The sequence below is a fragment of the Hymenobacter negativus genome (genome assembly GCF_016056375.1).
Lineage (GTDB): Bacteria > Bacteroidota > Bacteroidia > Cytophagales > Hymenobacteraceae > Hymenobacter > Hymenobacter negativus_A.
The window spans coordinates 81409-96276 of record NZ_JAEDAE010000002.1 but is presented as its reverse complement, the minus strand read 5'-3'; the positions used below and the strand labels follow the sequence as shown (position 1 = coordinate 96276).

Sequence of the window (14868 nt, the reverse complement as noted above, 5' to 3'; positions counted from 1 at the left end):
TACCTACAGTCCGTACTCCTGAATCTTGCGATAGAGCGTTTTGGTGCCAATGCCGAGCTGGCGGGCGGCTTCCATCTTGTTGCCGCCGGTGTCGAGCAGCACCTGCCGAATCTGGCGCTTTTCCATGGTGCGCAGGGTGCGGTCGGTGGCCTCGTCGAGACCCGGAGCGGGCAGGATGTAGTGGAACTCGGGCGGCAGGTCGTCCACGGTTAGCATGTCGCCCTCGGCTAGGATGGCGGCGCGCTCCAGCACGTTTTTGAGCTCGCGCACATTGCCGCGCCAGTCGTGGCGCACGAGCTGCTCCAGGGCTTCGGGCTCAAGGCCGCGCAGGCGGCGGCGCAGCTTGGCGGCGAAGAACTGCAGGAAGTAATTGGCCAGTTCGAGCACGTCGGCGCGGCGCTCGTTCAGGCCCGGCACGGGCACCGTAAACACAGCCAAGCGGTAGTACAAGTCGGGGCGGAAATGGCCCGCCTCGGCTTCCTGGCGCAGGTTGCGGTTGGTGGCAGCCACGATGCGCACGTCCACGCTGGTGGGCCGGGTGTCGCCCAGCTTGGTAAACTGCCGCGTCTCCAGCACTCGCAGAAACTTGGCCTGCACGTTCAGTTCCAGTTCCCCAATCTCATCCAGAAAAATGGTGCCGCCATTGGCTTCTTCCAGCAAGCCTTTTTTGTCGGCCAGCGCCCCGGTGAAGGCCCCTTTTTTATACCCGAACAACTCCGATTCCAGTAAATCCTTCGGAAACGCCGAGCAGTTCACGGCCACGAAAGGCTTGCTGCGGCGCGCGCTGGCCTGATGGATAGCCTGGGCAAACAGCTCCTTGCCCGCGCCGGTGGGCCCTTCCAGCAGCACGGTGCTGTCGGTGGGCGCGGCGCGCTGGGCCAGGCGCTTGGCCTGCTCCAGAGCCGGCGCGTGGCCAATCATCGACTCGAAGCTGTACTGGGCGCCTACTTTCTTCTCCAAATCGGCCACGCGGCGCTGCAGGCGGGCTTTCTCGGCGGCGCGGTCCACCACCACGATGAGTTGGTCGTCGGAATCGCCTTTGGTGAGGTAGTCGAACGCGCCCTCCTTCATGGCGCGCACGCCGTCCGGGATGGTGCCGTAGGCCGTCATCAGCACCACTTCGGCCAGGGGCGCCAGGGCTTTGTAGCGGGGCAGCAGGTCGAGGCCGCGGCCGTCGGGCAGCTTCACGTCGCTCAGCACCACGAGGACTTCTTCGGCGTGCTCGCGCAGGGCTTCGAGGCCGCGCATGGCGTCGGGGGCCTGGCGCACGGTGTAGCCTTCCAGCTCCAGGGTGCGGGCCACGGCCTGGCGCAGCATGGCTTCGTCGTCGATGAGCAGAATGGTGCCGGTGGGCATGGGCGGGGGCGTAAAAGCGTGGGCGCAAAAGCCCGCCAAAGCTACGCCGGCCGGACGTTGCCCCCTCCCGATTCGGCCGGGCGGCTAGTGCCGGCTGGCCAGGCCCATGCGTTCCACGGTTTCGCCTTCGAAGTCAAACTCAATCAAAATGGCCGGCTCGTTGCCCACCACCCAACCGTCGTGGCCGGGCGCGATGGCCACGGCCTGCGGGGCCACGAACTTTTCCATCGCGCCGTCGGCGTACTGGATATTTATCTGGCCGCTGGCCAAAAACCCAACGTGCGCGTGCATACACAACGGCGTGCCCACGATGTCCTTCAGGTTCTTGGACCAGCGAAAGCCCACCGGGTACACAATGCGCTTGACGCGGGCGTTGCCGGTGGGCACTACATCAACGAGTACGCCGCCGACTTCACGGTGCGTGGCGCCCTTCATCGGGCCGAGGAGGGAGGTATTTTCCATGCCCTAACCTACGCATTTCCAACTATTTTTTTGCCGCCGGCGCGGCTACGACCAGCGTGTTGGCGGGCAACGGCACCTCGCGCGAGGTTTCGAATTTGGCGGCTTCGGGGTTGGTTTCGTCCACGCGGCGCTGCACCACGCGCAGGTGGCGGGCATCGGGGTGCAGCACGGCCAGGTCCTGGCTGATGCCGGAGGCCGCGTCGTAGCTGCGGAAGCCCATCAGCATGCCGTCAGGGAAATTGGCGGTCTTGGCTTTGTCGCCGGTTACCATATCGGGTTGGTTCGGGAATTTTCCCAGGTCGATGTCGAGCGGCTGGCTGCCCTGCACCAGCAGGTGGGCCAGTATGCGCGGGTGTTTGGGATTGTCGGGGTTATCGGTGGGCTTGAAGCTGAACGACACCTTCATGGTTTCGGCATCTTTGAGCACCGGCGCGGCCGCGGGCGTGGAAGCGGTAGCGGCCGCATCGGGGGCCGTGGTGGTGGCTGCATTGGCCGAGTCGACGGCTACCGGCGTGACGGGCGCGGTGTCGGCCGTGGTGGTGGGCGTGGAAGTGGCGGGCGGCGTCTGGTTGCAGCCGGCCAGCAGCAGGACCACGCCCAAGGTCAGAATCGAGGATTTCATAGAAAACGGGATGACAGCAGTTCGGGCCGTAAGATTAAGCAAATTTGCTGAACCGGCATTTCTCACGCCTCGGGCACTACTGCTGCTCAAGCCCTTGCCCAAAGTAGATGCCACCGCCATGCGTGGCAGCAAAAAGCCCGGCCGCGTTTCCGCAGTCGGGCTTTTTATCATTGATATCGTTTGAGCTTTCAGCCGAAACGTTGCCTACCAACGGCGGCCACCGTGGCCCCAGCCGCGGCCCCGGTAGCCGTAAGGACGGGGCGCGTAGTACACGGGGCGCGGCGCGTAGTAGTACGGCGCGGGAGCAATAACCACGGGGGGCGGCGGGGCATACACCACGGCCGGCTGCGGCGGATAGTAGTAGCGCGGGCCGTAGTAGGCCCGGGGCGGCGGATAACCGATGCCGACGTTGACTCGAACCTGGGCGCTGGCCGCCTGGCTGCCCAGCAGCATCAGGAACAGCCCCAGGGCAAAAAACACTGATTTAGTCCGCATAAGAATTCGCGCCGAAGCGCGCTGATTAATGATGGAAGGACAATTTATGGCTTTTAGACGTAAACGCAACCGCAAGGTTTAATGGTTCGGCTAGGGAAGTGGAATGCGGTAGGTGGCATCGGCCGCACCGCCGAACAGGCCGTAGCCGGGGCGCACGTTGGAGGCCAGCGGGGCGGGCTCGGCGAAGGGGTTGCCGTCTGAATCGTAGTAGCGGCGGCGCGAGAGGTAGAAGTCGTAAGCGTCCTTGGTGATGCTGCTCACCGTGACTTCGATGAAGCCTGGCTGCGGGCAGCCGGGCTGGGAACAATAGCTGTAAAACTCCACATCCGAAGCCAAGGCAATGCGTTGGCCGTTCACGTTGGTATCGGCAAAAGGATAGACGCTGTAGCCTTGGCTGGGGCTGGACAGCTGAAACTGGCCGATGCTCACAGCGCTGTTCTGGCTGTCGTAGTCCACCTGCAGGCTGCCGCCGTTGAGGGACTGCCCCTGCCGGTCGAGCACGCGGGCGAAGGCCAGATAGTAGTTGGTGGCGTTGGGGTCGTCGCGCAGGGCCAGGCTCAGGCGGCCCGAATACTGGCCCGAGCCGTTGGTGCCGGGCACGGTGCGGGGCACGTAGCTGCCGCTTTCCACCACGGGCGCGGCGGGCATGGTAAGGGTGCTCTCGGCGGTTTCGAGGCCGGGCAGGCTGGCGCGCAGCGTGTACTGCTGGCCGGGCTGCGGCCGGAAGCCCAGCACGGGCAGGTAGTAGCCGGTATAGTTGCCATATTGGGTGCCATTGGCGGCGCGGTAGCGCTCCACTACGTTGCCGGCGGCATCGCGCAGCTCTGCGGTGGCATCTTGGCGGCCAGTCAGGTAGTTGGTGTCGAACACGCGCTGGCTGTTGCTGACATAAAGCCGGCGCTGCTGAAATAGCTCGTAGAAGGACGAGTCCAGCGGTGCGGTGGTTAGGATGTGCAGCAGGGCCACGCGGGGCGTGTGGGGCGGCTCGGGCAGGTCGGTGGCGGTTTCGCAGCCAGCCAGAGCAGCAGTGGCGAGGAGTACAGTCCGGAACAGGTTCTTTTTCATCGGTAGAAGGCGTTAAAACCGGAACGTTTTGCTGAACGACGGCAGGATGGGGAACAAGGACACCTGCCGGTAGCTGAGCTGGTCGCTGCCCTGCCCGCGCCCCAGGTAGATGAAGTAGGGATTGTGCCGGTTGTAGGCGTTGTACACGCTGAAACTGTTCACCACTTCGCCCCAGCGCTTCTTTTTGGTGTGGCTCAGGTCGAGGTCGAGGCGGTGGTAGGCGGCCATGCGGTAGCTGTTGCGCGTGCCGTAGTCCTCAATCGTCGAACTGTACGGCCCCAGCGAATAGCGGCCCTGCGAGAGCGTCACGGCATTGCCCGAGCCATACACAAACGTGCCCGAGAGCGTGAGCGTAGGGCTGAATTCGTGAATGACAACCAGCTTGAAATCATGACGCCGGTCGTACTTGTAGGGGTAGAGCTGGCCCTGGTTCAGCTCCGGGAAGCGGCGGTTGCTCCAGGCCAGGGTGTAACCAATCCAGCCGGTGGTTTTGCCGGTTTTCTTTTGCAGAAACAGCTCGGCCCCGTAGGCCCAGCCCTGCCCGCTGGTGATTTTGCTTTCGTAATTATCGTCAGTAGTCCCCACAAAATCAGCCCCTTCCCGAAACTCAATTAGGTTCTGCATGGGCTTGTAGTAGGTTTCCACGCTGAACTCAAAGTCTTCGTCGTGAAAGCGCAGGCTGCGAGCCGCGCCTAGGCTGAACTGCTGCGCTTTCTGGGGCAGGGTGCTGGCCGTAGCGGGCACCCACAGGTCGGTGGGCAAGCCAATGCCGCTGTTGGTGAGCAGGTGCACGTACTGCGTGGTGCGGGCATAGGCGGCTTTCAGCGCCCAGTTCTCCGTGAGCAGAAAGCGGCCTGACACGCGCGGCTCCACGCTGGGATACAGCTTTTTATCCACCAGAAAGCTGTTCACGCGCAGGCCCACGTTCACCTTCAGGCGGTCGGTCAGCTTCACGTCGTCTTCGGCGTAAAGGCTGGCCTCGTTGGCCCCGATTTTGCGGCCGGTGGCCTTGTTCTCGGCAGGGTCGGTGCTGCCCTCGGTTTGCAGGGCGCCGGGCCGGAACTGGTGCCGGATGTACTGCCCCCCGAAGCGCACATAGTGGTTGGGGTTGGGCACGTAGTCGAAATCCGATTTCACGCTGATGTCCTGAATATTAGACAGGTAGTTCAGCGCGTATTTATTGATATTGACGCGGCCGTTGCTGTCCGTGTACCGGTCCTCCTGCGCCGTACCCACATCGAACTGGTAGCGCGTGTAGGTGAGGTGGGTATTCATAAACAGCCGGTCGTTCACGATGTGGTTCCAGCGCAGCGCCGCAATGCGGTTGCCCCAGCCCAAGGCGCTGTTCTGGCGGTTGTAGTCGCCGTTGTCGCGCTTGCCCTCGTCGTTGGCGTAAAACTCGTCGTAGCCCAGGTAGCCACACAGGTAGAGGCGGTCGCGGGAGCTCAGTTTCCAGTTCAGCTTGCCATTGAGGTCGTAGAAGTAGTAGCCGGCCACCAGCCCGTCGGCGTTGGCCTTTATGAGCGGCCGGGCCAGGATGTCGATGTAGGTGCGGCGGGCCGAGAAAATGAACGAAGCCGTGTCCTTCTTGATGGGCCCTTCCAGCGTGAAGCGCGAGGCAATGAGGCCGATGGCGCCCTCGCCGTGCAGCTTCTCCATGTTGCCCTCCTTCATTGTGATATCCACCACCGACGACAGCCGCCCGCCGTAGCGCGCCGGAAACCCGCCCTTAATCATCTCCACGTTTTTGATGGCGTCGGCGTTGAAAATCGAGAAGAAGCCGAACAGGTGCGAGGCGTTGTAGATGGGCGTGCCGTCGAGCAGCAGCAGGTTCTGGTCGGGCGAGCCGCCGCGCACGTAGAGGCCACTGCTGCCCTCGCCGCCGGCCTGCACGCCGGGCAGCAGCTGCAGCACCTTCAGCACATCGGTTTCGCCAAACAGCGCGGGCAGCAGCTTTATCTGGTTCACCGGAATGTTGATGGTGCCCATGCGCGTGCTTTCAGCAATTTTCTCCTCCCTGCTGCCTACCACTTCCACGCCCGCCAGTTCGGCCGAGGACGGTTTCAGGCGGAAATCATGGGTGAAGCTATGGTCGGCTTTGCGGGCCAGCCGCAGCTTCTCGTAGCCCAGCGCCGACACCAGCAGCCGCACCGAATCGGGGCTGGCGGCCAGCGTGAGGGAGTAAAAGCCGAAAGTGTTAGTAGTAGTGCCCTGGCCGCTGGCCGGGTGCACCACGGCCACGCCGGGCAGGCTTTCACCAGTGGCCCCATCGCGCACGTAGCCGCTGATGGTGAACCGGTTGTTTTGTTGCGCGTGGGCGGTAGCGGCCCCCAGCAACGCCACGCTACCCACGGCAGCCAGGCGGAAAAGTAGATTCATAAAAGCAGAAAAAAGGTGGTAAGGAACCGGCCTTGTCAGGCCGAAGCGCTGCCCAAACGGCAGCCAAGCGTTTTTATTGGCGAAGGTGAGGGTTTGGTGAAGAGCAAAATTAAGCCGCCAGGGTTGCCTGGGGTGACCAGGATTTTTTGCAGAAAAACAGGCACAAAAAAGAACGTCATGCAGCGCGCAGCGAAGCATCTTGCCCGCCACCGCTAATCCTATTTCATTGGATTGCGTTGCGCGGTAAAGATGCTTCGCTGCGCGCTGCATGACGTTAGAGTAGCGTCAGCGAGCAGCAGCAGATAGCAACTACTTACTTCTTCCGGTAGCCGGCGTTCAGGTAAGCCAGCACGGGCGTGGTGATGTCGAGGTTTTTCTCACCGTAGGCGATGGTGCCGCTGGGTGCGGCGATGAGAATCAGCTTGTAGCCATGGGTTTTGCCGTAGGCTTCCAACTTCTTGTTCACGCTTTCGAGCACGGTTTGGGTGAGCTTGGCTTCCTCCTGCTGGGCCTGCCCTTGCAGCATCTGCTGCTGCTGGGCTATCTGCTGCTGCTGCTCCTGGAGCTTTTGCTCGGTGGCGGCACGCTGCTCGGCGGTGAGGCTCGCGGCCTGCTTCTGGTAGGCTTCTACGTTGGCCTTAAAACCGGCCAGCATGGTCTGATTCTGCTTTTCCCAGCCCCGGGCCTTGCCCTCGAAAGCGCGGCGGGCGTCCTTCATGCCTTGGTAGCCGTCCAGCATTTTGTTCGACTCCACGTAGGCCAGCTTGCCCGAAAAATCGCCGGTCATGTCCTGTACCGGAGCAGTGGCCACAGCAGGCTCGGTGGTGCTTTCGGTGGTAGCGGCAGCGGCCGTGTCGGCGGCAGGTTCGGGGGTAGCCATTACGGCTGTGCTGCTGTCGGTAGCAATGGAGGGCGCTACGGGCTTGTGGTTGAAATGCAGGAAGTACAAACCGGCCACGGCCAGCGCCAGCACGATGTTAATGGTAAGCTGAAGAGGGTTTTTCATTGAAAACGAATGATGAGGAAAGGACAAAAGTAGGGAAGTGGGCGGGATGGGCAGCCTGTCATTGCGAGTGGAGCGCAGCGGAACGCGGCAATCCGTCCTGTACAATGTGATGAGCTCCGAGATGTGACCAGCCTTTTTCAGTGTAAAAAGCCCCGACACTGATGTGTGTCGGGGCTTTCTGGTAGAAGTAAGGTGTCTGGCTTTGACAAGACGGATTGCATCGTCTGCGCCTCGCAATGACAGATGCCCTACGTCGGCACGGCAATGTGCAGCAGAGCGTCGCCCTGGTTCACCACGGGCATGTAGTTCAACCCTATCACGTAGCCGCTCAGGGTCGATTCCAAGCGCACCGACTGCGTGCCGTAGGGGTCGGCGATGGAGCCGTAAATCTGGCCCTTCTCAATAAACTGCCCGTTCTCGACGTGCGCCCGGAACAGGCCCGCAAACCGCGCCCGCAGCCACGTGTGCCGCCGGCAGATGATACCCGGCCGGGCCGGCGCGGGCGCTTCGGGCCCCATACCCAGGTGGTGCAGCACGCGCAGCGTGCCCGCTACGGCTTCCTCAATGCCGGGCTCGTCGAGGCGCAGGCTCTCGCCGGTTTCGTACACGATGATGCGCTTGCCCAGCTCCTGCGCTGCCTCGCGCAACGACCCGCCCCGCAGCCCTGCGTGCAGCGTGAAGGGCGCGCCAAAAGCCGCCGCCATGGCATCAACCTCAGGGTCGATGCCCAGCATGGCACGCACCTGCGGGAAATTGGACCGCGCCGCGCCGCCCGTGTGGAAATCGATGCCGTAATCAATCAGGGGCATGATTTCGCGCATGAATCGGTGGGCCACGCGCCCGGCCAGCGACCCGCGCGGAAAGCCCGGAAACGAGCGGTTCACGTCCTTGCCATCGGGCACATCGCGGCTGAAATTCAGGAAGCCGTAAATGTTGAGGATGGGAATGGCAATGACCGTGCCCCGCAGCGGCGTAAGCAGCTCGCGCCGCACCAGCCGCCGAATGGTTTCGATGCCGTTTACTTCGTCGCCGTGCATGCCACCCATGAGCAATAGCGTGGGGCCGGGCGCCACGGCCCGCAACACGTGCACCGGCACGTCAATCACGGTGCCCGAGGGCAGCTTCGAAATCACCAGCCGCGTGAGCACCCGCTCGCCGGGCTGAATGGTGAGGCCATTGAGGCTGATGGAATTGGGAGAAGTGGGCGGCATAGGCAGGAAAGCAGAATAAAAACACGTCATGCAGAGCGCAGCGAAGCATCTCTACCGCAGTAGTAATTGAATAGTCATTAAGGTAAAGATGCTTCGCTGCGCTCTGCATGACATTCCTTACCGCTCTTTCCCTGCGCCTCCCCGCCCCTACTTGCCCGTGGGCACGTCCGATTGTGCGTCCACTGCCCGCACAGAGCCTTTTTTGGGTTTGGGCTTCTCTTTTTTCTTCGCGGCAAGGTTGGCCGTGTACTCGATGATGCGGCCGGCAATGTCCTGCTTGGTAGCTTTTTCGATGCCTTCCAGCCCGGGCGAGGAATTGACTTCGAGCACCAGCGGGCCGCGCTTGCTTTGCAGCATGTCCACCCCGGCAATGCCCAGGCCAAGGGCTTTGGTGGCCAATAAGGCAGCAGCCTTTTCGGCGCGGCTGAGCTTGACGAGCGTGCCCGACCCACCCCGGTGCAGGTTCGAGCGGAACTCGCCCTCCTTGCCCTGGCGCTTCATGGCCCCCACCACTTCGCCGTCCACCACGAAGGCGCGCAGGTCGGCCCCCTTGCTTTCGGCGATGAACTCCTGCACGATGATGCGAGCCTTGAGGTTGTGAAACGCCTCGATGACCGACTGCGCAGCTTTGGCCGACTCGGCCAGCACCACGCCCAGGCCCTGGGTGCCTTCGAGGAGCTTGATAATGACCGGGGCACCGCCCACCTGGCTTATCATGGCGGGCACGTCTTCGGAGTGGTTAGTGAAGGCGGTTTTGGGCATGCCCACGCCAGCACGGCTCAGGATTTGCATCGAGCGGAGCTTGTCGCGCGAGCGCACAATGGCCTGGCTATCCACGGCGGTGCGCACCTTCATCATCTCAAACTGCCGCACCACGGCTGTGCCGTAGAACGTAACCGAAGCACCGATGCGCGGAATTATGGCATCGAATCCCTCCAGCGCCTCACCCTTGTAAATGATGCCGGGATGGCCTTTTTCGAGCACCAGGTTGCAGTGCAAGTGGTCGATGACCACGGCTTCGTGGCCCTGCGCGGCGGCAGCCTCCACCAGTCGCTGGGTGGAGTAGGATTTGGGCTCACGCGAGAGAATGGCCAGTTTCATCGTGGAGTGGTGGGTTGGTGGATTGGCGGGGTGGTGGGTTGGCGGATTAGTGGGGTTGAGGCTTGGCTACCTAAAATCGGCCATCTCATCAATCCACTATTCTACCAACCCACTACTCCACAAAATTAGTCAGGGACGGGCGCGCCGGGCGGTGGCGCGGGCCAGGAATTTGTACGAAAGGTTGCGCTTGGCTACATCTACCACAAACCGTCCTTGCCGCAACAGGCTGCGCCCCAGCAATACGGGATATTTCATGTCGGAGCGGTCAGAAAGCGAAAAATCGGCCTCAAAAGCTTCGCCGTAGAGCTGCACTACCGCCCGGATGACGTAGCGTTCCTGCACTTCGCCGTTGCTGGAGCGGATGTCGCGCAGAGCGAACTGCGTGAAAACCAGCGGGCGGCCGTCGGCTCCTTCGTGGCCGGGGTCGAGCAGGTTCACCATGAGCACGGGCTGCTGGCCGGCGGGGTTTTCGATGTGAATATTGGAGCAGTGAATGGCGCTGGTGTACGCGCCGGTGTCCACCTTGGCCTCGATGCCGCCCAGGGCGAAGGCCGGAAAATCAACCAGCTCGCGGCGGCCGAGGATGCGCTTAACGGGTCGGGTCATGCGGTGAGGGGCAGGCGAAATAAGTAAGCCAGTAGCGTACTGGCCTAAAAAACGTCATGCTGAGCGGCGTCGAAGCATCGCTACTGCAATAGTAAACCTAATACATTGGATTACTACGGCAGTAGCGATGCATCGACGCCGCTCGACATGACGTCCTGTATGTGTTGCCTAGGCCTAGCGGTACTTGTCCAGCGGGTCGGGGCGGCCATGCTCTTGGGTCAGGCGCTCGTACTCGCGCTGGGCGCGCTGCTCGTAGCTGAAGCCGCCGTAGGCTGCCACGCCGCGCGCAATCAGCCCAATGCCCCAGAAAGCGGTGACCCACAGCGGCCAGGGAATTTCGGAATGACGCGAATGGTGCGACTCGGTGAGCGCCCAGATAACCCACAGCATCCCGTTCACCGACAGGTAGGACACCAGGTGCGATTGGAATTTGGCGCGGGCTTTGGCCTTTTGCCACAGGTAAGGGTCGCGTTGCAGGGGTTCCATGAGCTTGGGGATGAGGTTGGTTGGAATTGATGATTTAAAGGTAGCGACCGGCCAGATTCGGCCACAAACCGCCGTTGCCGAACGGTTGGAAAAGGCTTCCCAAGCGTCGAAAGCGGGGGCTGAATTGCGGGCGGCTACCTCCACAGCAGCGGCCGCAGTTGCGATGCCGGAAATGAATCGCAGCAATCTGTCTTTCATTACAACCGCTTCCACATGTCATTCCTCTCCTCCCCTTCCCACCCGCTTACACAGCGCCACCCCGTTCGCCAGCCTGCAGACGAGCTATTTGGCTGCCGGCCGGGTGCGGTACTCGTTGTAGCCCTGCACCAGCTTCACCATATCGCGGTAGTGCAGCTGGCCGGCATTGAGGACCGACAGCAGTTCGGGGTCGTCGTGAAAATAAGCCGTCATCTGGGCCACGAAATCGCCCCGGCCCACCTTCACCAGGTCCTCGCCGGCGCGGCGCAAAAACCACTGCCGCTCGGGGAAGCCGCCCAGGCCGGTGGCGCCCATCAGCGCGCCGCCCGCCATGCCCGCCACCGGGGCCATGGCAGCGGCCGTATTCACGACTTCGGTGTAGTTGAAGAGTTCCACCGGGCCATTCACCACTCGCGTGGCAATGAGGTGCTTGCGCTTGCCTTTCAGCACCATGTGCTCCTGATATAACCCATTGACTTTGATGGACTGCACTTTGTCCACATCAATGCTGAACGGCTCGCGGCCAAACCGCTTCAGGTCTTCTTCGTGCCGGTGGAAGGGCAGGTATTTGCTGAAGCCCATCAGGTTCACCGGAATCCACACAACGTGCGTCTTGCCATCGGGCCCCGTAATCTCGGCCTTCCCAAAACCGCGAATGGTGTGGTCGAGGTAGTTGGTGCCCACGGCGGCAGCCAGCGAATCGTCGGCTACCGGGGCGGCAGCCGCTACTGGCGCGGCCGGAACGGGTGCAGGTTGCTGGGCGTCGGCGCGGCCGGTGGCAGCCAGCCCAAGCACAGCTGCCAGGAATAAATATGCTTTCATCGGTAAATGGAAAGGATTTTTACCAAAGCTAAGCACCTGCGCACGTTTGCTCAAGCCTCGGGCGGGGGTGCAAAAGGGCTGGGCACTGCCGTCTGCCGGGCGTTCAGCGACGATTTATCGGCCTGGTATTTCTCGTAGATGCGGGGGTCAATCTGCTTGCGGTCGATAAAGAACAGGCCGGCGTTGAAGCCCCTACGGCGCACCCACTCATTTTCTACAAAAGCCACCAAACGCTCCACGAAGTGCGAACCAGGCACCGGCTGGCCATAGCTGGCCGCGAAATACTGCCCGGCCACCAGCGGCGGGCGCAGGAACGTGGGCCGTCCCCGGCGCAACGCGTCCACGTCGCGCACCCAGCTGCCGTTGATGATGTTCATGGCCGCGTAGGGGGCGGGGTTGCCCCACATTACCTTTTTGCCCGGCCCATTCACATTGGCAAACCAAGGGAAATTGGCCATGATGAAGCCCGAGAAATAGGCGTACTCCACGGGGTCATATTTGCGCTCGCGGAAAACCAGCGTCACTTCGCGCCGCTCGCGCCGCACCAGCCGCACAAATTCGCGCCGGAAGCTGGCGTCGGCGAAAAAGTGTTTGGCCTCGGCAAAATCATTAAACAGCAGCCACATGCCATTGAAGTGCACCGAGCCGTGCAGGTAGTTCACCACGTGGGGCATGCGGCGGTCGGGGCCGTGGGGGATTTCCGGCACCGGGGTCGACTTCTTCACCATATCGGATAAGAAGCCGCCCACTTTGGATAGAATGGTTTCGTCGGGCTCGTAGCCCACGCCCGGCGTGGGTGTGGTCCGGAACACCACGTTTTGCGGCCATACCGGCTGGCCGGTGGCGGGGTCGAGGCCGGTGGCCCAGGCGTGCTGCCGCCCCACCAGGCCGGAGGCGAGCTTCTGCACGTGCCAGAGCCGCAGCACGTGGAAGGCCCCGATGGTGTTGTGAATAATGTCGCCCCGGATGATATTAATCAATCCTTTCACGTTGTAGAGGCCCGCCCGGACGCCCCGTCGGCGGCGGGCGACGGGCAGCACGGCGGGCGTGGGGTGGCTGGCTTTCAGGGCCGGGCCAACGTGCGGAGTTTCGGAGGAGACGGACATGTAGTTAAAGATAGGCGGAAATGCTTCACCGCCAAGGCCACCACTTTGGGCAGCGGCCCGTAACTTGGCCGTAACATCGCCGGGCGTTCCGGCCCCAACGCGCCGCCATGAGTACGCAGCTGAGTAATTTCCGCTATTTCTTTCTGGCGCGCATCTACGACGCGGCCTTGCTCTGGTTTTACCAGCCGCTGGTGCGCCGGCTGGTAGCCGCCGTGAATGCCGAAGCCGGCGACAACGTGCTGGAAGTGGGCGTGGGCACCGGCATTTCGCTCGCCTATTATGACCCGCGCAAGCAGGTCACGGCTATCGACTGCTCGTTGCCCATGCTACAGCGGGCCCGCAAAAAAGCTGCCGAGCACCCCGAAGTACAGGTGGATTTGCAACACGCGGCCGGCGAGGATTTCCAGCACGAAGCCGGCCGGTTTGAGCACGTGGTATTCTGCAATTCGCTGTCAGTAGTAGAAAATCCTGGCCAACTGCTCAACGCCTATTACGCGTCGCTGCGGCCTGGTGGGCACATTTATTTGCTCAACCATTTCACTCCCGAGCGCGGCCCGCTACGGCAGCTCGACCGTCTGCTCACCCCGGCGGGCAAGCTCCTGGGCTTTAAGTCGTTCTTCCCGCTGAGTCCGCTACTAGCGCCCGATGCTACGGTAAAAATCCGCCACGGGCGGGCCGGCTACTGGCGCATTGTGCACATCCAAAAACCCCTTTCGCCCCCATGCTAACCACGCGCCGAACGCTGCTCTACTGCCTGCTGCCGCTGCTCATCAGCTTCGCCATCTACGCCGTGTTCCGCTCCCCGGACACCATCGTGAACCAGGTGCTGCTGGCCTTCTGGCCCGCCAAGCCGCCCATGCTGCACCTGCCGCAAGCGGCGTGGTTTGTTTACAACCTGCCGGGCGCGCTCTGGCTGTTTGCTTTCCTCTGGATTGGCACGCTCTCGGCCAGCCGCCGGCTCACGCTGCTGCCGCTGGCCCTGGCGCTGGGCATCGAAGCCGTGCAGCTGCTGCATTTCACCGATGGCACCTTCGACCCGCTCGATGTCTTGTTCTACCTGCTGGCGCTGGGCGCGTTCGCCGCCCTCGGCGGCCTGGCCAAACAAACGCCTGCCGCAGTCGCCGAAACCACCACCGAGCCCATCATGCGGCACCTCTCGAAACGCTACAAGCTGGCCATGGCCGTGTTCGTAGCCATGGTTTTGCTTTCTGATGTGTGGGTAAAATGAGCCCGTCGCCCCTCCTCTCTGTCATCATTCCTACGCTGAATGAGGCGCACAGCATTGCCGCCACGCTGGCCCACGTGCACGCCACCGTGGGCGCGGGCATTGCCTACGAGGTGCTGGTGAGCGATGGCGGCAGCACCGACGACACCCTCGCGCTGGCCGCCGCGCACGGCGCCCGCGCCCTGCCCGCCCCCACGCCCGGCCGGGCCGCGCAGCTCAATTTCGGCGCCAGCCAGGCCCACGGCGCCATCCTCTACTTTCTGCACGCTGATACGCTGCCGCCGGCCGGGTTTGGGCGGCTCATCCGGCACTACCGGGCGCGGGGCTACCGCAGCGGCTGCTTCCGTCTGCGCTTCGATGTGCGCCACCCGGTGCTGCTGTTCAGTGGCTGGTGCTCGCGCTTCAATGCCCCGGCCTTCCAGTTCGGCGACCAGAGTTTGTTTGTCGAAAAAGCCCTTTTTGACCAACTAGGCGGCTTCAATGAACAGATGCTGCTGATGGAAGATGTCGAGCTGCCCATCCGAATCAAGCACAAAGCCCGCTTCGTGGTGATGCCGCAAAGCGTCGTCACCTCGGCCCGCAAATACGTGGTCCATGGTGTGTTGCGCACCGAGCTTACGCACCTGGCGGTGCAAACGCTGTTTCTGGCCGGGACGCCACAGCCCACGCTGTTGCGCGTGTACCGGCGGCTGCTCCAGCGCCGCCGGCCACGCCAGGTGCGCTAAGAA

16 protein-coding genes are annotated in these 14868 nt (G+C 62.5%); 3 read left to right on the top strand and 13 right to left on the bottom strand.

The window, feature by feature from the left end; all coding sequences use genetic code 11:
• Positions 1 to 3 precede the first annotated feature (3 nt).
• The 13 genes from I7X13_RS05260 to I7X13_RS05200 form a co-directional block, all read right to left on the bottom strand.
• Positions 4 to 1356, bottom strand: coding sequence for a sigma-54-dependent transcriptional regulator (locus I7X13_RS05260; protein WP_198074657.1), 1353 nt, complete (start codon positions 1354 to 1356; stop codon positions 4 to 6).
• Between the two features lie 84 nt (positions 1357 to 1440).
• Positions 1441 to 1818 carry a cupin domain-containing protein gene (locus I7X13_RS05255; RefSeq protein WP_198074656.1) on the bottom strand — a complete coding sequence of 126 codons (378 nt, stop codon included), beginning with the start codon at positions 1816 to 1818 and terminating at the stop codon, positions 1441 to 1443.
• 22 nt (positions 1819 to 1840) lie between these two features.
• Positions 1841 to 2440 carry a hypothetical protein gene (locus I7X13_RS05250; RefSeq protein ID WP_198067087.1) on the bottom strand — a complete coding sequence of 200 codons (600 nt, stop codon included), beginning with the start codon at positions 2438 to 2440 and terminating at the stop codon, positions 1841 to 1843.
• A gap of 204 nt (positions 2441 to 2644) precedes the next feature.
• On the bottom strand, positions 2645 to 2935 hold the full coding sequence (locus I7X13_RS05245) for a hypothetical protein (protein ID WP_198067088.1): 291 nt from the start codon (positions 2933 to 2935) through the stop codon (positions 2645 to 2647).
• A 90-nt stretch (positions 2936 to 3025) separates the two neighbouring features.
• Positions 3026 to 4000 (bottom strand): DUF4249 domain-containing protein, encoded by a 975-nt coding sequence (locus I7X13_RS05240; protein ID WP_198074655.1) that lies wholly within the window; start codon positions 3998 to 4000, stop codon positions 3026 to 3028.
• A 12-nt stretch (positions 4001 to 4012) separates the two neighbouring features.
• The gene (locus I7X13_RS05235) at positions 4013 to 6379 is read right to left on the bottom strand and encodes a TonB-dependent receptor (protein ID WP_198074654.1); all 2367 of its coding nucleotides are present in this window, start codon (positions 6377 to 6379) and stop codon (positions 4013 to 4015) included.
• A 313-nt stretch (positions 6380 to 6692) separates the two neighbouring features.
• Positions 6693 to 7385 (bottom strand): OmpH family outer membrane protein, encoded by a 693-nt coding sequence (locus I7X13_RS05230; protein ID WP_198074653.1) that lies wholly within the window; start codon positions 7383 to 7385, stop codon positions 6693 to 6695.
• 248 nt (positions 7386 to 7633) lie between these two features.
• Positions 7634 to 8596 (bottom strand): succinylglutamate desuccinylase/aspartoacylase family protein, encoded by a 963-nt coding sequence (locus tag I7X13_RS05225; protein WP_198074652.1) that lies wholly within the window; start codon positions 8594 to 8596, stop codon positions 7634 to 7636.
• A gap of 147 nt (positions 8597 to 8743) precedes the next feature.
• Positions 8744 to 9697 (bottom strand): 30S ribosomal protein S6--L-glutamate ligase, encoded by a 954-nt coding sequence (gene rimK, locus I7X13_RS05220; RefSeq protein ID WP_198074651.1) that lies wholly within the window; start codon positions 9695 to 9697, stop codon positions 8744 to 8746.
• 129 nt (positions 9698 to 9826) lie between these two features.
• The gene (locus tag I7X13_RS05215; RefSeq protein WP_198067094.1) at positions 9827 to 10303 is read right to left on the bottom strand and encodes an ATP-dependent zinc protease family protein; all 477 of its coding nucleotides are present in this window, start codon (positions 10301 to 10303) and stop codon (positions 9827 to 9829) included.
• Positions 10304 to 10477: 174 nt separating this feature from the next.
• Positions 10478 to 10789, bottom strand: coding sequence for a 2TM domain-containing protein (locus I7X13_RS05210; protein ID WP_198067095.1), 312 nt, complete (start codon positions 10787 to 10789; stop codon positions 10478 to 10480).
• A 282-nt stretch (positions 10790 to 11071) separates the two neighbouring features.
• On the bottom strand, positions 11072 to 11809 hold the full coding sequence (locus I7X13_RS05205) for a hypothetical protein (protein WP_198074650.1): 738 nt from the start codon (positions 11807 to 11809) through the stop codon (positions 11072 to 11074).
• A gap of 50 nt (positions 11810 to 11859) precedes the next feature.
• Positions 11860 to 12915: a hypothetical protein gene (locus I7X13_RS05200; protein WP_198074649.1), complete on the bottom strand. Its 1056-nt coding sequence runs from the start codon at positions 12913 to 12915 to the stop codon at positions 11860 to 11862.
• Between the two features lie 107 nt (positions 12916 to 13022).
• Here I7X13_RS05200 and I7X13_RS05195 point away from each other — a divergent pair, with 107 nt between their 5' ends.
• From I7X13_RS05195 to I7X13_RS05185, 3 genes are read left to right on the top strand one after another with little or no spacing between them, the layout of a single operon-like run.
• Positions 13023 to 13643, top strand: coding sequence for a class I SAM-dependent methyltransferase (locus I7X13_RS05195; protein ID WP_198074648.1), 621 nt, complete (start codon positions 13023 to 13025; stop codon positions 13641 to 13643).
• Complete coding sequence (locus tag I7X13_RS05190) at positions 13637 to 14143, top strand: hypothetical protein (protein WP_198074647.1); 507 nt, start codon at positions 13637 to 13639, stop codon at positions 14141 to 14143. The genes I7X13_RS05195 and I7X13_RS05190 overlap by 7 nt, the downstream gene beginning before the upstream one ends.
• Positions 14140 to 14865: a TIGR04283 family arsenosugar biosynthesis glycosyltransferase gene (locus I7X13_RS05185; protein WP_198074646.1), complete on the top strand. Its 726-nt coding sequence runs from the start codon at positions 14140 to 14142 to the stop codon at positions 14863 to 14865. Before I7X13_RS05190 ends, I7X13_RS05185 begins: the two co-directional genes overlap by 4 nt.
• The last annotated feature ends 3 nt before the right edge of the window (positions 14866 to 14868 follow it).